This window comes from Undibacterium sp. GW821-FHT11B02, assembly GCF_058808955.1.
Genome location: NZ_JBXASD010000002.1, coordinates 398,562 through 413,035 on the forward strand (window position 1 = coordinate 398,562; position 14,474 = coordinate 413,035).

The 14,474-nt window shown below is 49.8% G+C and carries 10 protein-coding genes, 1 other RNA gene and 1 pseudogene; 8 read left to right on the plus strand and 4 right to left on the minus strand.

Going from position 1 to position 14,474, the window contains the following annotated elements; all coding sequences use genetic code 11:
* Positions 1–15: 15 nt before the first annotated feature.
* Positions 16–621, minus strand: coding sequence for a flagella assembly protein FlgT middle domain-containing protein (locus tag AC1RVX_RS05060; protein ID WP_493215483.1), 606 nt, complete (start codon positions 619–621; stop codon positions 16–18).
* Positions 622–739: 118 nt separating this feature from the next.
* Between AC1RVX_RS05060 and AC1RVX_RS05065 the strand changes: the two genes are divergently transcribed.
* Both AC1RVX_RS05065 and AC1RVX_RS05070 read left to right on the plus strand, forming a co-directional pair.
* Positions 740–1,273 (plus strand): GNAT family N-acetyltransferase, encoded by a 534-nt coding sequence (locus AC1RVX_RS05065; protein WP_493215484.1) that lies wholly within the window; start codon positions 740–742, stop codon positions 1,271–1,273.
* A 152-nt stretch (positions 1,274–1,425) separates the two neighbouring features.
* The gene (locus AC1RVX_RS05070; RefSeq protein WP_493215485.1) at positions 1,426–2,058 is read left to right on the plus strand and encodes a GIN domain-containing protein; all 633 of its coding nucleotides are present in this window, start codon (positions 1,426–1,428) and stop codon (positions 2,056–2,058) included.
* 6 nt (positions 2,059–2,064) lie between these two features.
* Here the strand turns inward: AC1RVX_RS05070 and AC1RVX_RS05075 are convergent, their stop codons facing one another.
* The gene (locus AC1RVX_RS05075) at positions 2,065–2,874 is read right to left on the minus strand and encodes a ferritin-like domain-containing protein (protein WP_493215486.1); all 810 of its coding nucleotides are present in this window, start codon (positions 2,872–2,874) and stop codon (positions 2,065–2,067) included.
* 79 nt (positions 2,875–2,953) lie between these two features.
* Between AC1RVX_RS05075 and AC1RVX_RS05080 the strand changes: the two genes are divergently transcribed.
* The 4 genes from AC1RVX_RS05080 to AC1RVX_RS05095 all read left to right on the plus strand — a co-directional run bounded on the left by AC1RVX_RS05080 (position 2,954) and on the right by AC1RVX_RS05095 (position 6,959).
* A complete protein-coding gene (locus AC1RVX_RS05080) occupies positions 2,954–3,478 on the plus strand; it encodes a gamma carbonic anhydrase family protein (RefSeq protein WP_493215487.1) in 525 nt (174 codons plus the stop codon).
* Positions 3,479–3,507: 29 nt separating this feature from the next.
* Positions 3,508–4,434 carry an Hsp33 family molecular chaperone HslO gene (hslO, locus tag AC1RVX_RS05085; protein WP_493215488.1) on the plus strand — a complete coding sequence of 309 codons (927 nt, stop codon included), beginning with the start codon at positions 3,508–3,510 and terminating at the stop codon, positions 4,432–4,434.
* 139 nt (positions 4,435–4,573) lie between these two features.
* Complete coding sequence (locus AC1RVX_RS05090) at positions 4,574–5,632, plus strand: MerR family transcriptional regulator (RefSeq protein ID WP_493215489.1); 1,059 nt, start codon at positions 4,574–4,576, stop codon at positions 5,630–5,632.
* A 1-nt stretch (position 5,633) separates the two neighbouring features.
* Entirely contained in the window at positions 5,634–6,959 is a 1,326-nt protein-coding gene (locus tag AC1RVX_RS05095) for an MFS transporter (RefSeq protein WP_493215490.1), read from the plus strand.
* A gap of 198 nt (positions 6,960–7,157) precedes the next feature.
* Here AC1RVX_RS05095 and ffs read toward each other — a convergent pair.
* Positions 7,158–7,256, minus strand: an RNA gene (gene ffs, locus AC1RVX_RS05100) — signal recognition particle sRNA small type.
* Positions 7,257–7,487: 231 nt separating this feature from the next.
* Here ffs and AC1RVX_RS05105 point away from each other — a divergent pair.
* Both AC1RVX_RS05105 and AC1RVX_RS05110 read left to right on the plus strand, forming a co-directional pair.
* Positions 7,488–8,402 (plus strand): annotated as a pseudogene (locus tag AC1RVX_RS05105) (ABC transporter ATP-binding protein).
* A gap of 9 nt (positions 8,403–8,411) precedes the next feature.
* A complete protein-coding gene (locus tag AC1RVX_RS05110) occupies positions 8,412–11,999 on the plus strand; it encodes an ABC transporter permease/M1 family aminopeptidase (protein ID WP_493215491.1) in 3,588 nt (1,195 codons plus the stop codon).
* 79 nt (positions 12,000–12,078) lie between these two features.
* Here the strand turns inward: AC1RVX_RS05110 and AC1RVX_RS05115 are convergent, their stop codons facing one another.
* A complete protein-coding gene (locus AC1RVX_RS05115) occupies positions 12,079–14,178 on the minus strand; it encodes a TonB-dependent receptor (RefSeq protein WP_493215492.1) in 2,100 nt (699 codons plus the stop codon).
* Positions 14,179–14,474: the final 296 nt, after the last annotated feature.

A 14,474-nucleotide genomic window follows, 5' to 3' on the forward strand; every position in this document is an offset into this window, starting at 1 on the left:
AAATAAATTCTTTGGTCAGTGCTGCGCTTCAATCGTGGTACTGACCAGGCTGGCCACCTGATCAGCCACTTCACCTATCAGTTTGCCATACAGCGTTGAATTAAAGGCCGCGCCACCAAACACATGCTCGCGACCTATCGCCACGTCACCCACCACACTCTTTGAAAACTCCTGCCGTGCCAACAAGTTGCCTGACTGGGTATCGTAAATACGGATATCAACCTCAATTGCTCGCGTCTTTTTCTGTGTCAATCCAAACAAATTGGTGTCGATCTTCGTACCAGCATTGCGGATTTCACCAGCCACCACATAGCGGCTGGCATAGGTAGCACCCATTTGATTTAAAAGTTTGCCGCTTGGTACATCCTGCTGCCAGTCAAAAGATAAAAGATGTGGCGCAGTGCGTATTTGCCATGACGTACTCTGCGCCAGCCGGCGTGCTACTTCCCTGGGAAACCCCTGGGCGATATCATCCAAATCTTGTGCCTGGGCAGGTTTATTGACAACAAAACCCGTCAGCACAACTGCTTTGACGGACGACAAACCGGGATCGGTCATTTGTGCATGGGAATATGCGGCAATGAACACGCCACTTAAAGCAAGCACGATACGATTTGCCATTGGGAAGGAGATTGCCATTTGCGCACTTAGTATAGGAATATTAATCTTGGTTACGACAGGATTAGCAACAACTTTAAGCATCCATTACAATCAGCAACTTATCAACCAAGAATGACAAATGACGTCTATGAGTTCAACCCTGAGAATCAGTCTGGTCAAATCCGACGATGCTGAAGCAGTATTGGCCTTTGAGCAGGAAAATCGTCCCCACTTTGAACAATGGATAGCTGGTCGCGGTGACGCTTTCTATAATCTGGATGAAGTACGCTCCAGTCTGCAACAAGCATTGTATGCCGCCAGCACCAAGCGGGAATTTCATTTCCTGGCCTGGCTGGACAATGAAATTGTGGGGCGTATCACCTTGCGCGGTATAGAGACAGAGCATTACCACAAAGCCATATTGGGCTATCGTTTCAGCCAGCGTCACGGTGGTAAGGGTTTTGCCACCGAAGCCGTACTGGCAGTCGTCAATACTGCCTTCAACGATTTAAAACTCAAACGCATTGAAGCCGTGGTCATACAAGACAATCAGCCGTCGCAGGCCATCATGCGCAAATGTGGCTTTCGCGAATATGGTCATTCACATTCTTCGGTTTTACGCAATGGCAAATGGATGGACATGCTGCACTATGAATGCCTGAATCCGGCATAAGCCCAATTTTTACGGCCCAGTAGCCTGTTTATGCAATTCATCGCAAAGCAACTGTCAGCCGGGATGATTCGGGTAATACTTCGCCATCAACTGCCGCAACGTCAAGATGACGACAGCCACTTATCCGATTATCCTTGTTTTGGAGAGCAACCATGCGCCGTATTTTTTTGCAATCACTCTTACTGCTTGTCTTCCTGTTCAGCGTATCAGCTTTCGCCGACGAACAAAACCGCACGCTTCCAGCCTTTAAATCCATCAAGAGCCGCAGCGCCTTCAATCTGTTGGTAGAAGTGGGCAAAACACAGTCGATACAAATCAAGGGCAACGAGAGATTTCTCGCCAACGTTGTCACCGAAGTCTTTGGTGATGAACTGGTGATTTCTTACAAGGAGAAAAATTCCGTCAAGGTGTCGGATAATGCCCAGGTCATCATTTGTGTACCTGAACTGGTCCGTTTCAAGATGGAAGGTGCGGGTAAAACCACGTTAAACAATATTTCCGGCTCCCACTTCACCCTGCTGTATGAAGGTGCAGGCATGCTGACCGCCACGGGCAAGGTGAAATCATTTACCCTCAAAGCCCAGGGTGTGGGCCTGGTAGAGGCCAAGGACCTGGTCGCAGAGCTGGTTGACGCCAGCGTGGAAGGTGTGGGCGCCGTATCCGTCAACGCACGCGACAACCTGAATGCTTCGGTACAGGGCATAGGTACCCTGACTTATTACGGCCATCCACGCAACGTCAGCAAATCGGTCGAGGGGATAGGCAGCGTCCGTGCCGCAGATTAACGTAAATCATGATCGGGGTACCATATCCTGCAGAGCACGTAATTCATCCTCATCAAAGCCAGCAGCTTTTCTGGCATCCAGGTTGAATGGCCCCCGCAGGGCGGGCGCCTTGTAGCGAGTGGCCATTTCTGCATAGGTTGCAATAACATCCAGGCCCTGCTGCGTGCACAATGTTTTGTACCAATAATTACCGATGGCGACATGGCCGATTTCATCACGCAAGATAATAGCCAGAATGTCTGCTGCAGCCTGATCCCCTGCCTGTGCCAGCTTTGCCATGACAGCAGGAGTCGCGTCCAGGCCACGGGCTTCGAGCGTGCGCGGCACCAACGCCAGTCGCGCCAATAAATCACCGCTGGTTTTTTTTGCCATCTCCCACAGGCTGTTATGTGCCAGAAAGTCGCCGTAACAGTAACCAAGTACACGCAAATGCGCTTCCAGCGACTGGAAATGGTATGCCTCTTCCTTGACAACTTTCAGCCAATCCAGATAGAACTGCCTTGGCATAGACGGGAAGCGCCAGATGATATCAGCAGCCAGATTGACGGCATTCAATTCTATGTGTGCCAAAGCATGAATCAGTATGGCCCGGCCTTCTACCGTATGCATTGCTCTGCGTCCCACTTTACCAGGGGGCACCAGTTCTGGCTTGCTCAATCGCCCGGGTATGCCCGGCGGCTCAGCCAGCATTGCATCAATTGCTATAACGGGCTCAGTCTCTATGGCATGAATGAGCACACATTTTTGTATGGGGTCTGGCTCCAGCAATGCGGCGAGCGCAGCAGTTCTTAGTTCATTAGCAAGTTTATCTGTCATATAAAGCCGAAGTCAGGCAAGCAGGTGCCGGGCAGTTTACAATACGGGATTCATCAATGCGCTATTTTACGGAATAACCATGCCTATTTACCAACTTGGCGAAATTGCCCCTGAGATCGATGCCTCCGCCTATATTGCCGACAGCGCCAATATTATAGGCAAAGTAAAAATCAAAACCAACGCCAGTGTCTGGTTTGACGTCACCATACGGGGTGACAATGAATTGATTACCGTTGGTGAAAACAGCAATATCCAGGAATCCAGCATTTTGCATACTGACCCCGGCTATCCACTGACGATAGGCAACTATGTCACTGTCGGTCACCAAGCCATGCTGCACGGCTGCACCATTGGCGAAGGCTCATTGGTGGGCATACAGGCCGTTATCCTGAATGGTGCCAAAATTGGCAAAAACAGCCTGGTGGGTGCCGGTGCCCTGGTCACCGAAGGCAAGGAATTTCCGGACAACTCGCTGATCATCGGCTCACCCGCCAAGGCCGTCAGAACGCTGACGGAAGCAGACATTGCTGGTCTGCGCCGCAATGCCGACACCTATGTCCAACGTGGGCAAGCTTTTAAAACCCAATTGAAACGCATCGCCTGACCTGATTACTACAATAAAACACTGAAGCAATGACTGATACTTTACAAAAATTTATGTTCGAACACGCTGGCGTACGTGGCGAAATGGTGGAACTGAACGACACCTGGCAACAGACACTGGCACGCCATACTTATCCGCAGGCCGTACAAACCATACTGGGTGAGCTGATGGCTGCATCTGCTCTGCTGACCGCCAATCTGAAATTTAATGGCACCATGATCATGCAGATTCACGGTGATGGCCCGGTCAAATTGCTGGTCGTTGAATGTGATGCAGAATTAAAAATGCGTGCTACCGCCAAACTCAGTGAACATGCGGACATCGCCGAAAACGCCACGCTGAGTGACTTGATCCACGCGCATGGCCAGGGCCGTTTTGTCATCACCCTGGATCCGAATGACAAAGTGCCGGGCCAGCAAGCCTATCAGGGCATCGTGCCACTTGATGGCGACAGCATTGCCACCGTCATCGAAAATTACATGCAACGTTCAGAACAGCTCGATACCAAATTATGGCTGGCAGCGGACTCGCACGTGTCGCGCGGCATGCTGTTGCAAAAACTCCCCAAAACCGGCGGCGCCGAAGCCCAGGTTGAAGATGATGTAGAAGCATGGAACCATGCTGTCATGTTGGGCGACACCCTGAAGCAGGAAGAATTAGTCAGCACCGATATCGCCACACTTATGCACCGCCTGTTCTGGGAAGAAACCCTGCGCGTTTTCGATCCTTTACATCCACAGTTTCAGTGCAATTGTACCCGCGAAAAAGTTGGCAATATGCTGAAAATGCTGGGCGAAGAAGAAGTCCGCACCGCGATCACGGAACTCGGTAAGCTGGATATCAATTGCGATTTTTGTGGCAAACACTATGGCTTCGACCCGGTCGATTGCGCCCAGTTATTTATCGCCACCACCGTCGCCGAAGGTACCCAAGCCCCTGCCGAAATCAAGCACTGACAGCAATGAAGCGCTGAAATCAAGCGCTTCACGCCAGCCTGACGCCTATCCTGGTCGTCAGGCTTTTTTATTTTGCAATTAAGTGTTGACCCTGACGCTATGTGAGGCTTTATAGTCTTTATCAGACAGGAGATCAAGCATGTTACTGAAAATCGGCGAACTGGCCAGCCGTACCGGCCTGACCATACGCACACTGCATCATTACGACAAGATAGGATTGCTGAAGCCTTCTGCCAGGTCCGAGGCTGGTTATCGCTTGTATGATCGCGCCGACATCAAAAGACTACACCGCATCCAGGCCCTGCGTCGCCTTGATTTGTCACTGGCGGAAGTTGCCAATGTCATCAACGGTGAAAGTGCTGACCTGAAAAGCGTGATTGAACAGCAGGTATCCAGTCTGCAACAGCAAATCACCCAAAGCATAGAATTGCGCGACCGACTACAGGAACTGGCTACACAGCTGGAATCCAATCGGGAACCTAGCCTCGAATATTGGCTATCAACACTGGAAATGATGAGCCTGCTAGGTAAATATTTCAGTAAGGATGAGATCAATCGCATGCGGGAACACGAACAAGATCAGCAAAGCAAATTCGACGATGCCATGCGCCCCTTGATAGAAACCACCAGGGAATTGCTGGACAACAAAGTCCCGCCGTCAGACGCACGAGCTATAGCAACGACCAGGCAGTGGATAGCGACCATGAGCAGACTGATACCTGATGCGCGTTTGTTGAATAAATTTTCACTCATGCACAGGAACGAACCGTCCTTGCAATCACTAAGTGGCGTGGATGGTGAAATGATGGATTACATCACTCTGTCATCTATCGAAATGCGCTATGAAATCTACCGCAAATACCTGAGCGATGAAGAGTTGCAGTATTACCGCGCTTCATTCTTCAAGAATGCAGATGCCTGGACAGCGGTGTTTTCGGAATTAAGGCAAAAAATGGCATCAGGCCTGCCGCCAGAACATCCTGAAAGCCAGGCCATACTGGTCCGATGGCGTGCCCTTTTTATGGAAGCCTGGGGTAATCATTTACCAACCGCGATTAAAGCCAGAGCCATCCATGAGAAAGAAGCGGACCTAAGTACCGGAGGCGGACTGACCAGTTCTCTGCTGCGTTATGCCCGCGAAGGTTTGATCATTCTTGACCAGAATGATAACAAGTCAAAAAATACGAGGAAGAAATAACATGGATACTATCCAGGCTACTACCCAAAAAAATGCGCGGCCAGCCTTTTTCAAGGACAGTAATTTTCGCTGGCTGATGGGCGGCGGAGCAACTTCCATGCTCGGTGATCAATTCACCCTCATCGCCCTGCCCTGGCTGGTGTTGAAGATGAGTAACGACACCCTGATACTGGGTATCGTACTGGCACTGATCAGCGTCCCGCGCGCACTCTTTATCCTGATAGGTGGCGCACTGGTGGACCGTTACTCCCCCAAGACCGTCATGATGCAGACCAAATACATCAACACTGCGCTACTGGGCATGTTGAGCCTGCTATTGTTTATCGGGCGATTGGAACTATGGATGGTGTATGTACTTGCGCTAGGTTTGGGCATTTCCACCGCTTTCAGCATTCCGTCTGGCACATCCATGTTACCCAGAGTGGTGCCAGCAGCACAATTGCAATCTGCGAATGGCGTCATGCTGGGGATACGGCAATTCACCATGTTCATAGGCCCGGTATTGGCAGGTTTACTGATTGCCGTGTTTGGCACAAGTAATCAAAGCATGGTCAGCGATGCGCATGGATTGGCTGCGGCTTTCCTGTTTGATTGTTTTACCTATGCATTTTCTGCCTGGACCTTGAACAAGGTCACAATGAATGCCTCGCCCTTTGCCAGCCAGCATCCACAACAGGCAAGTACGGGAACCATGCAGTTGTTGCAATCCGTCGTGACTGGTTTGCGTTATTGCTGGAATGAAAAGCAGTTGCGCAGTTGCTTCATTTACTGGGCTGCGATTGCCTTCTTCATCATGGGGCCAATACAGATTGCCTTGCCCGTCATGGCAAATCAGCTCAGCAATAGCGCCAGTGCACTGGGCTTGCTGGCGGGCGCGCATGGTGCTGGCACCCTGCTGGGCATGGCTCTTTCAGGCATCAGGCCAGGGCTGCGCTTTGGCAACCTGGGGCGCACCATCTTGCTGATAGATTTCATTGTCGGCTTGCTGTTTATCCCCATGGGTTTCATCAATGCCAGCTGGCAAGGTGCATGCATATTATTGGCTGTAGGGACGCTGGGTGGTTTCCTGCACGTGGCAGTGTTCACCTGGATACAAAAACAGGTTCCGCCACAAATGATAGGCCGCGCCATGAGCATGTTCATGTTTATCTTCATGGGTATAGGTCCGGTATCTGCAGCCTTCACCGGCTGGCTGATGCGTAGCATCACCATCTCTCAGTTGTTCATGAGCAGTGGCATCTTACTGGTGGTGATCGTCTTGCTGGCGATATTGATCAGCCCCATGCGTGAAGTCAGTGACCGCCCGACATCTGCCTCATCCACTTAAGACAGGCCAAGCTGGGCGAAGTCAGGCCAAGTGAGAAAAAAAGCCATTTTGCTACAAGCAAAATGGCTTTTTCATTATTGATACAAATTAGATCCGCAGCAAAACACCATTGCAGCACAATTACAGATATGCGATGAAGTTTCGATTGCAGGATGGATAATACAGAACTGCCCTTGGCAGTATAGAGAAGAAATCAGAGTTGGCGAGCCTGGTCTGCGGCACTTGCGGGAAATGACTGTGGCTGCTTCGTTCCCGACCTGACCAGATTGGCCATGCCGCAATGCGCAGGGGCCCGCCAAGCCTTATTATAACTGAACGCCAGCAAACTTGCAGCAATTCAGCACAAGCCGCATCCAGACATGTGAGCAGTTCTTGTTTCAAGCTGATTTTTCCGTATTTCATTCCTGTCACGCGCTATTTCGTCACATGCCTGCACAAGCCTCTCTATACTTAATAACATGATATCGTCCCCGGTTATATATGAAGGGGCGGGCACTTAACAAGAACCTATGGAAGAAGGATAAGTCGATGGAACTTTGCATACAGCACCTGTCAAAAAAATACGCCAATGGCGTACAAGCCCTGAACGATATCAACTTGACCATACCTGCAGGCATGTTTGGCTTGCTGGGGCCAAATGGTGCTGGCAAATCCACGCTGATGCGTACATTGGCGACTTTGCAGGATGCCGATTCCGGCACTGCCACGCTGGATAAACTCAATATACGTGAAAACAAGGACCAGATCAGGCGGGTACTCGGTTATCTGCCGCAGGATTTTGGCCTTTATCCCAAGGTCAGCGCCTATGACCTGCTCGATCATTTCGCCCTGCTCAAGGGCCTCGATAATCGCAAGCAGCGCAAGGAAGTGGTGGAAGCCTTGCTGCACCAAACCAATCTGTACAAGGACAGGAACAAGCATCTGGGTGGATATTCGGGCGGCATGCGCCAGCGCTTTGGCATTGCACAGGCATTGCTGGGCGACCCAAGCTTGATCATCGTTGACGAACCCACAGCCGGGCTGGACCCGGAAGAACGCGTGCGCTTTCACAATCTTTTATCCGATATCGGCAACGAAAAAATCGTCATCCTGTCCACCCACATCGTTGAAGATGTATCTGATTTATGTAATCACATGGCAGTCATCAATCAGGGTAGCGTCGTACTGACTGGTCAGCCCCTGCCATTGATAGAACAGATACAAGGGAAAATCTGGAAAAGGTTTATTGAAAAATCCGAACTGGCAAGCTACAAGCAGCAATGTCAGGTCATTTCCAGCCGCCTGACTTAGGGCCGCACTCTCATCCATGTGTATGCTGATTCACAGCCAGACTCTGGCTATGCACTGGCATCTGCAGACCTGGAGGATGTGTATTTTGCAGCGATGGCGGGGTTGTTCTCTACCCAGCCATCAGCAGACCTGACAGCTGTGCCAGCGGTCTGAGGAGCATCCATGTTCACGATACTCTTGTTTGAGCTGCGTCAAAAATATCGCAGCCTGTCCAGCTACGTGTATTTCCTGATTTTCTTCAGCCTGGCGCTGTTGTGGATGGCTGCCGCTGGTGGTGCCTTCGCTTCTGCCTCCATCGATTTTGGTGGCAAAGTGTTTATCAATTCGCCAGTCGCGATTTTCCAGAGCATTACCTTTCTTGCCTATCTTGGCACGAGCACAGTGGCGGCCATCATGGGGCAGGCAACACACAAGGATGTGGAACACCATACCTGGCATTTCTTTTACAGTGCACCGATTTCCAAATTCCAGTACCTGACTGGCCGCTTTCTGGGGGCTTTGCTGAGTTTGCTGATCATCTTTTCTGGCCTGGGCCTGGGTGCCTGGCTTGGATGTTATTTACCGGGCATAGAAGCGGTGCGACTGGGTGCCATGCACCCGGTGGCTTATTTCCTGCCCTACGTCTATTCGGTCCTGCCCAATTTCATGATCTTCGGGGTAATTTTCTTTACTCTTGCCACGCTCGGCAAACGCATGATGCCAGTGTATGTATCCAGCGTGGTGCTGATCATAGGCTATATGATTGCGCGTTCTTTCATGCGCGATATCGACAACAAGACCCTGGCCGCCCTGCTCGATCCTTTCGGTTCTGCCGCTGTCAGCAACCTGACGGAATACTGGAGCATTGCCGACAAAAATAGCCGACTAGTCAGTCTTGACGGCCTGTTCCTCTTCAATCGTCTGTTATGGGGAAGTGCAGGCTTGATCTGCCTGGTTTTCTGCTACTGGCGCTTCGACTTCAAGGCTATCTCTACAGCAGGGAAACAAAAGAAAGAGAAGGTAAGTGCGCAGACAGCACAGACAAGCCAGCCAGCGCTGTTTAAGCTGCCCAAAGTCACCCTCGTATTTTCCCCCTCCAGAACATGGAAGCTGCTGCTGGCAGAAAGCTGGCTGAATTTGCGTGAATCGGTGAAGAATGTGTATTTCATCGTCATACTGCTATCCGGCGTTTTATTCATGTTTGCGATATCCAGTTCGGTGACCAAAATGTTTGGTACCCCGACCTATCCGGTGACGTATGCGGTACTGGAATTTTTGGGCGGTACTTTCGGTTTGTTCATGCTCATCATCACCACTTTTTACGCCGGTGAACTGGTCTGGCGTGAAAGAGATGCACGCATCGCCCAATTGCTGGATGCACTGCCGGTACCGGGCTGGCTGCCATTCACCGCCAAACTGTCTGCGCTCATCCTGATGCAGGGCATCATGCTTGTTGTGCTGATGCTGTGCGGAATGTTGATCCAGACCATCAAGGGCTACACCAATTATGAAATTGGTTTGTACCTGCACCAGTTGTTTCTGGTGCAATGGCCAGAATACGCACTGATTGCAGTGTTGGCAATGTCGCTGCAAGCCATCATCAACCACAAGTACCTGGCTTACTTCCTGATGATTGTGTACTACATTGCCCTGATCGCGCTGCCAGCACTGGGTATAGAACACCCCATGTTGCGCTATGCGACAATCCCTTCCTCCGTGTATTCAGACATGAATGGATATGGCCATTCATTGCCGCTGTCCCGGTGGTATCTGTTGTACTGGACTGGTGCCGCCCTTGTCCTGATTGCCTGGTCCCTGCTGATGTGGGTACGTGGCACCACCACCGCATTCAGTCATCGTCTGCGCATGGCCAGCCTGTCCATCAATGCAGGCAGTACCAGCCTGATGCTGAGTGGCACCGCCCTGTTCCTGTTCGCTGGTACAGCCATTTTTTACTTTAGCAACATACTCACACCGTACAAAAACCAGTATGAAAGACAAGCAGAAAATGCCCAATATGAAAAGAGCTACAAGCAATATGCTGCAAAGGCACAGCCACGTATCACCGATGTCAAACTGAACGTTGATATCTATCCCGAAACCCGTACAGCGCAGATCAGGGGTGACTTCCAGTTGATCAATCGCAGCAACACTGCCATCCAGGAAATTTTCATCATGGAGTCAGACGATGCACGCATCATCCAGATGAAGCTCGACGCCGCACATGAGTCGCGCATACAAGATAAAAAAATAGGCTTTTACAGTTATCAATTGCGCCAAGCCTTGCAACCTGGAGAAAAACTGAAACTGCATTTTGAACTGGAATTTGCACCCAAGAACTTCCTGGGCATGAGTTCTGGCCAAACCGTTATTTACAACGGCAGCTTTTTCAACAGTACACTGATGCCGCATATAGGCTATCAGCCCAATCTGGAACTCAGTGACGACAAGGCCAGGCGCAAGCATGGCCTGCCGGAAAAGGAAAGAATGGCAGAAAGAGATGATCCTAAAGCATTAGCCAATAGCTATATCGCCAATGATGCAGACTGGATCAATTTCGATGCCGTGGTTTCCACCAGTGCCGATCAGATGGCCATTGCACCGGGCAGCCTGAAACGGGAATGGCAAGAAAATGGACGACACTATTACCACTATGCGCCTGAACAGGCCATCCTGAATTTCTATGCATTCCTGTCTGGGCGATATGAAGTCAAACGGGCACAATGGAAAGATACCCCCATCGAAATCGACTATCACAAAGGACATGCCTACAATCTTGATCGCATGATAAAGAGCGTGCAAAATTCACTCGATTACTATACGGCCAATTTTGGCCCCTATCAGCACAAGCTGGTCAGGATAGTTGAATTTCCACGCTATGCTACTTTTGCACAGTCATTTCCAAACACCATTCCGTATTCGGAAAGCATAGGTTTCATCGCCCACGTGGACGATAAAAATCCGCTGGAGGTGGACTACCCTTTCTACGTGACTGCCCATGAAGTAGCCCATCAATGGTGGGCACATCAGGTCATTTCCGGCAATAGCAAAGGTGGCACCGTACTGGTTGAAACCCTGGCACAATATTCTGCACTCATGGTGATGAAGCATACCTATGGTGAAGCAGCCATGCGCCGCTTTCTGAAATTTGAACTGGATCGCTATCTGCAAGGACGCAGTCAGGAAAGGAAGAAAGAATTACCACTGGCATTCAATGAAAACCAGAATTACATCCACTATTCCAAAGGCAGTCTGGTCATGTATCTGCTGCAAGACCAGATAGGTGAAGACAAGGTCAACCAGGCATTGCGTGAGGTCATTGCACAACATGCGAACAAGGGTGCCCCTTACCCAAGCAGCGCAGCGCTGGTGGATGCCCTGCGAAACAATGCACCGGCAGACAAGCAAGGACTGATTACCGATTTATTTGAATCCATCATCCTGTTTGAAAACCGCGCCATGACAGCCTCGGCCAAGCCCCTGCCAGATGGACAATATGAAGTGGCTTTGCATGTCACCAGCAATAAATTGAAGGCCGATGAGCTGGGGGTTGAAAAAGAAGTCCCTCTGCAAGACTGGATAGACATAGGCGTGGACGACAAGGATGGCAAACCCTTGCTGCGTGAACGCAAACTGATCAATCAAAAAAGTATGGATTTCAAAATGATCGTCAAGGGCATACCCGCCAAGGCAGGGTTAGACCCTGACAATAAATACATAGACAGAAAACCCAGTGACAATATGGTTAAGATTGACCTGGCTTCGAAATAAAGATTGACCACAGCAGTAAAAAAGGCGAGCAAAGTTCGCCTTTTTTTACTTTACGACAGAAACGAAATAAGCCGCCCGATCAGAATTTCGCATTCAGGCTGACACGCAATGCACGTGGCGAACCTGGCGTAATATTATTGTTGCTGTTGGCGAAGGCATAGTATTTTTTATCCAGCAGATTTTCTATATTGGCCTGCACATTGATGGATTTGCTCAAGGTGTAATACAGAGCTGCATCAACACGGCTAAAGCCAGGTACGGTAACAGTATTGTCTGTCGCGGCAAAAACCTCACTGCGATAGACGACGCCCAGACCCGCACCCCAGACGGGGTTAAAGTTATAACGGTTCCACAAGGAAGCACTGTGTTTCGGTACCTGTGCCAAAGTAGCCCCGGCCAATACTGTACTTGACTGCGTCTTGGTCAGTTTCGCATCCTGATAGGCATAGCCACCCATGATGCTCCAGTCTGCATTAATACGGCCATTGAATCCCAGTTCCAGTCCTTTACTGCGCTGACCATCAACCAATATCATTTTGCTGGAATCCGCCGGATCGGTAATCGCCACGTTACTGCGATCCAGTTGATAAATGGCAGCGCTGGCAGACAAATCCGAAGCGATGTCCCATTTCACACCCACTTCCAGGTTCTTGAATTTCTCTGGATCAAGCGACTTGTTGCTTAACGTCAGTGAAGACAACTGATCACCTGCGCGTGGCACAAATGCCAGACTATAACTGGCATAGACAGATACTTCTTTCACCGGTTTAAATACCAACCCTACCCGTGGCGACACTGGTGTATCCGTGGTTTTCAGATTCACAGCAGTACGCCTGTCGGTAAAATCCACATCAAAACTGTCACGACGTATGCCGGCGACCAGTTGCCATTGCGGTGAAAATTCTATCTGGTCTTGCAGATAAATCGATTTGGTTGTCACGGTGCCGGTGTTATTGGCATCGGTGGATGCCTGCTGGAAAGTCACCGGCGTATTTGCCACTGGATTTGTCAACGGCACATTGATTGATGTCGTCGTCGGACTGATAGAGAGGAAGTAGGCAGTATTGCGGAAATTATCCGTATCCTGTTTGCCAAACTCAACACCACCAACCAGCTTGTGACGTATGCTGCCCGTATCCAGATTGAATATCAAATCAGTCTGATTGAAGAAATTTTTGCGCTGGGTTGCATTGTTATAGCCCGACAAAGCCACAGAAGTTCCGGCGGTATTGACAGCACCAGGTACGATGTTTTGATAAAACTTGTCGTATTCAGCGTAGCGGGTACGATTGCGCAAACTCCATCCCTGACCAAAATCATGATCTATGGAAGCGGACAAAGCGTCAACCTTGGCCCAGGTGGTATTGATATCGGTATTACCAAAGAAGGTGGACGGATCCGTGTTTAAAGGCAATCCCTGGAAAGACGGGATACCGCGATCGGCTGTTCTTTCGTCTTTAAAATGCTCATAGGACACGGCAACCATGGTGTCGCTGCCCGCTCGCCAGGACAAAGTCGGGTTGACACCAGAACGTTTGAGCGTAAAGCCCTGACGATAGCTGCCAGAATCTTCCACCACGGCGTTCACACGCATGGCTACCGTATCCGTCAATGCTTGTCCCAGGTCCACGGTGACACGACGCTGGCTCCATGAGCCCAGCGTCAGACTGGCTTCACGCACAGGACGCCATTCGGCCTGCTTGGTCACACGATTGATCACGCCGCCAGAACCGCCACGGCCAAAAATCATGGCATTCGAACCTTTCAGCGCCTCCACACTGTCGATATTGTAAAAATCACGGTAATACTGGACATCGTCACGTATGCCATCTACATAAAAATCACCAGTAGAGCTATTGCCGCGAAACACTGCCGTGTCACGATTACCCTCACCTTGCGCCGCAACGATACCGGGCACATAACGGATAACATCACTCAGGCTTTGCATGCTCTGGTCACGAATCAAGTCCTTGCTAATGATAGTGACAGCCTGAGGCGTATCGCGCAGCAATGTATCTGTCTTGGTCGCGGTACTGGTGCTTTTGACGTTATAGGTTTTTTCTGCAGCGCCAGTAATTTTCACTTCTGGCAAAGCAGATTCGGTAGCAGTGTTTTGGGCAAAAACTGGCAAAACAACGCTGCTTAATAATGCAGCGAGAGGCGTGAGGCGGGCTATCATGAAAATCCTTGAATATCAGTTAAATAATTCTGGCTGGCTGATAGGCAAGGCTATGTGGCTGGCGAAATGAGAATATCGATATTATAAATGCGAATTACTATTATTTGCATTGATAACTATCAATCATTATCATTTACAGGTCAATTTTTTAGGAACTTTATTTTCAATTTGTCTTCTCAAATGAGAACTTTCAGACCAGAATACTGCTCCAATGCCAGGAGCTAATTGGTCATTAAGAAAAATGGCCTTAATAATACATACAATAAATCCATAAGCTCCTTCGGCATTTTGTTATC

Bases quoted from the DNA above. Each gene is read 5' to 3' on its own strand.
- AC1RVX_RS05095 (WP_493215490.1), top strand. From the start codon at position 5,634: ATGGATACTATCCAGGCTACTACCCAAAAAAATGCGCGGCCAGCCTTT.
- hslO (WP_493215488.1), top strand. From the start codon at position 3,508: ATGACTGATACTTTACAAAAATTTATGTTCGAACACGCTGGCGTACGT.
- AC1RVX_RS05115 (WP_493215492.1), bottom strand. From the start codon at position 14,178: ATGATAGCCCGCCTCACGCCTCTCGCTGCATTATTAAGCAGCGTTGTT.
- AC1RVX_RS05060 (WP_493215483.1), bottom strand. From the start codon at position 621: ATGGCAAATCGTATCGTGCTTGCTTTAAGTGGCGTGTTCATTGCCGCA.
- AC1RVX_RS05110 (WP_493215491.1), top strand. From the start codon at position 8,412: ATGTTCACGATACTCTTGTTTGAGCTGCGTCAAAAATATCGCAGCCTG.
- AC1RVX_RS05075 (WP_493215486.1), bottom strand. From the start codon at position 2,874: ATGACAGATAAACTTGCTAATGAACTAAGAACTGCTGCGCTCGCCGCA.
- AC1RVX_RS05090 (WP_493215489.1), top strand. From the start codon at position 4,574: ATGTTACTGAAAATCGGCGAACTGGCCAGCCGTACCGGCCTGACCATA.
- AC1RVX_RS05080 (WP_493215487.1), top strand. From the start codon at position 2,954: ATGCCTATTTACCAACTTGGCGAAATTGCCCCTGAGATCGATGCCTCC.
- AC1RVX_RS05070 (WP_493215485.1), top strand. From the start codon at position 1,426: ATGCGCCGTATTTTTTTGCAATCACTCTTACTGCTTGTCTTCCTGTTC.
- AC1RVX_RS05065 (WP_493215484.1), top strand. From the start codon at position 740: ATGACGTCTATGAGTTCAACCCTGAGAATCAGTCTGGTCAAATCCGAC.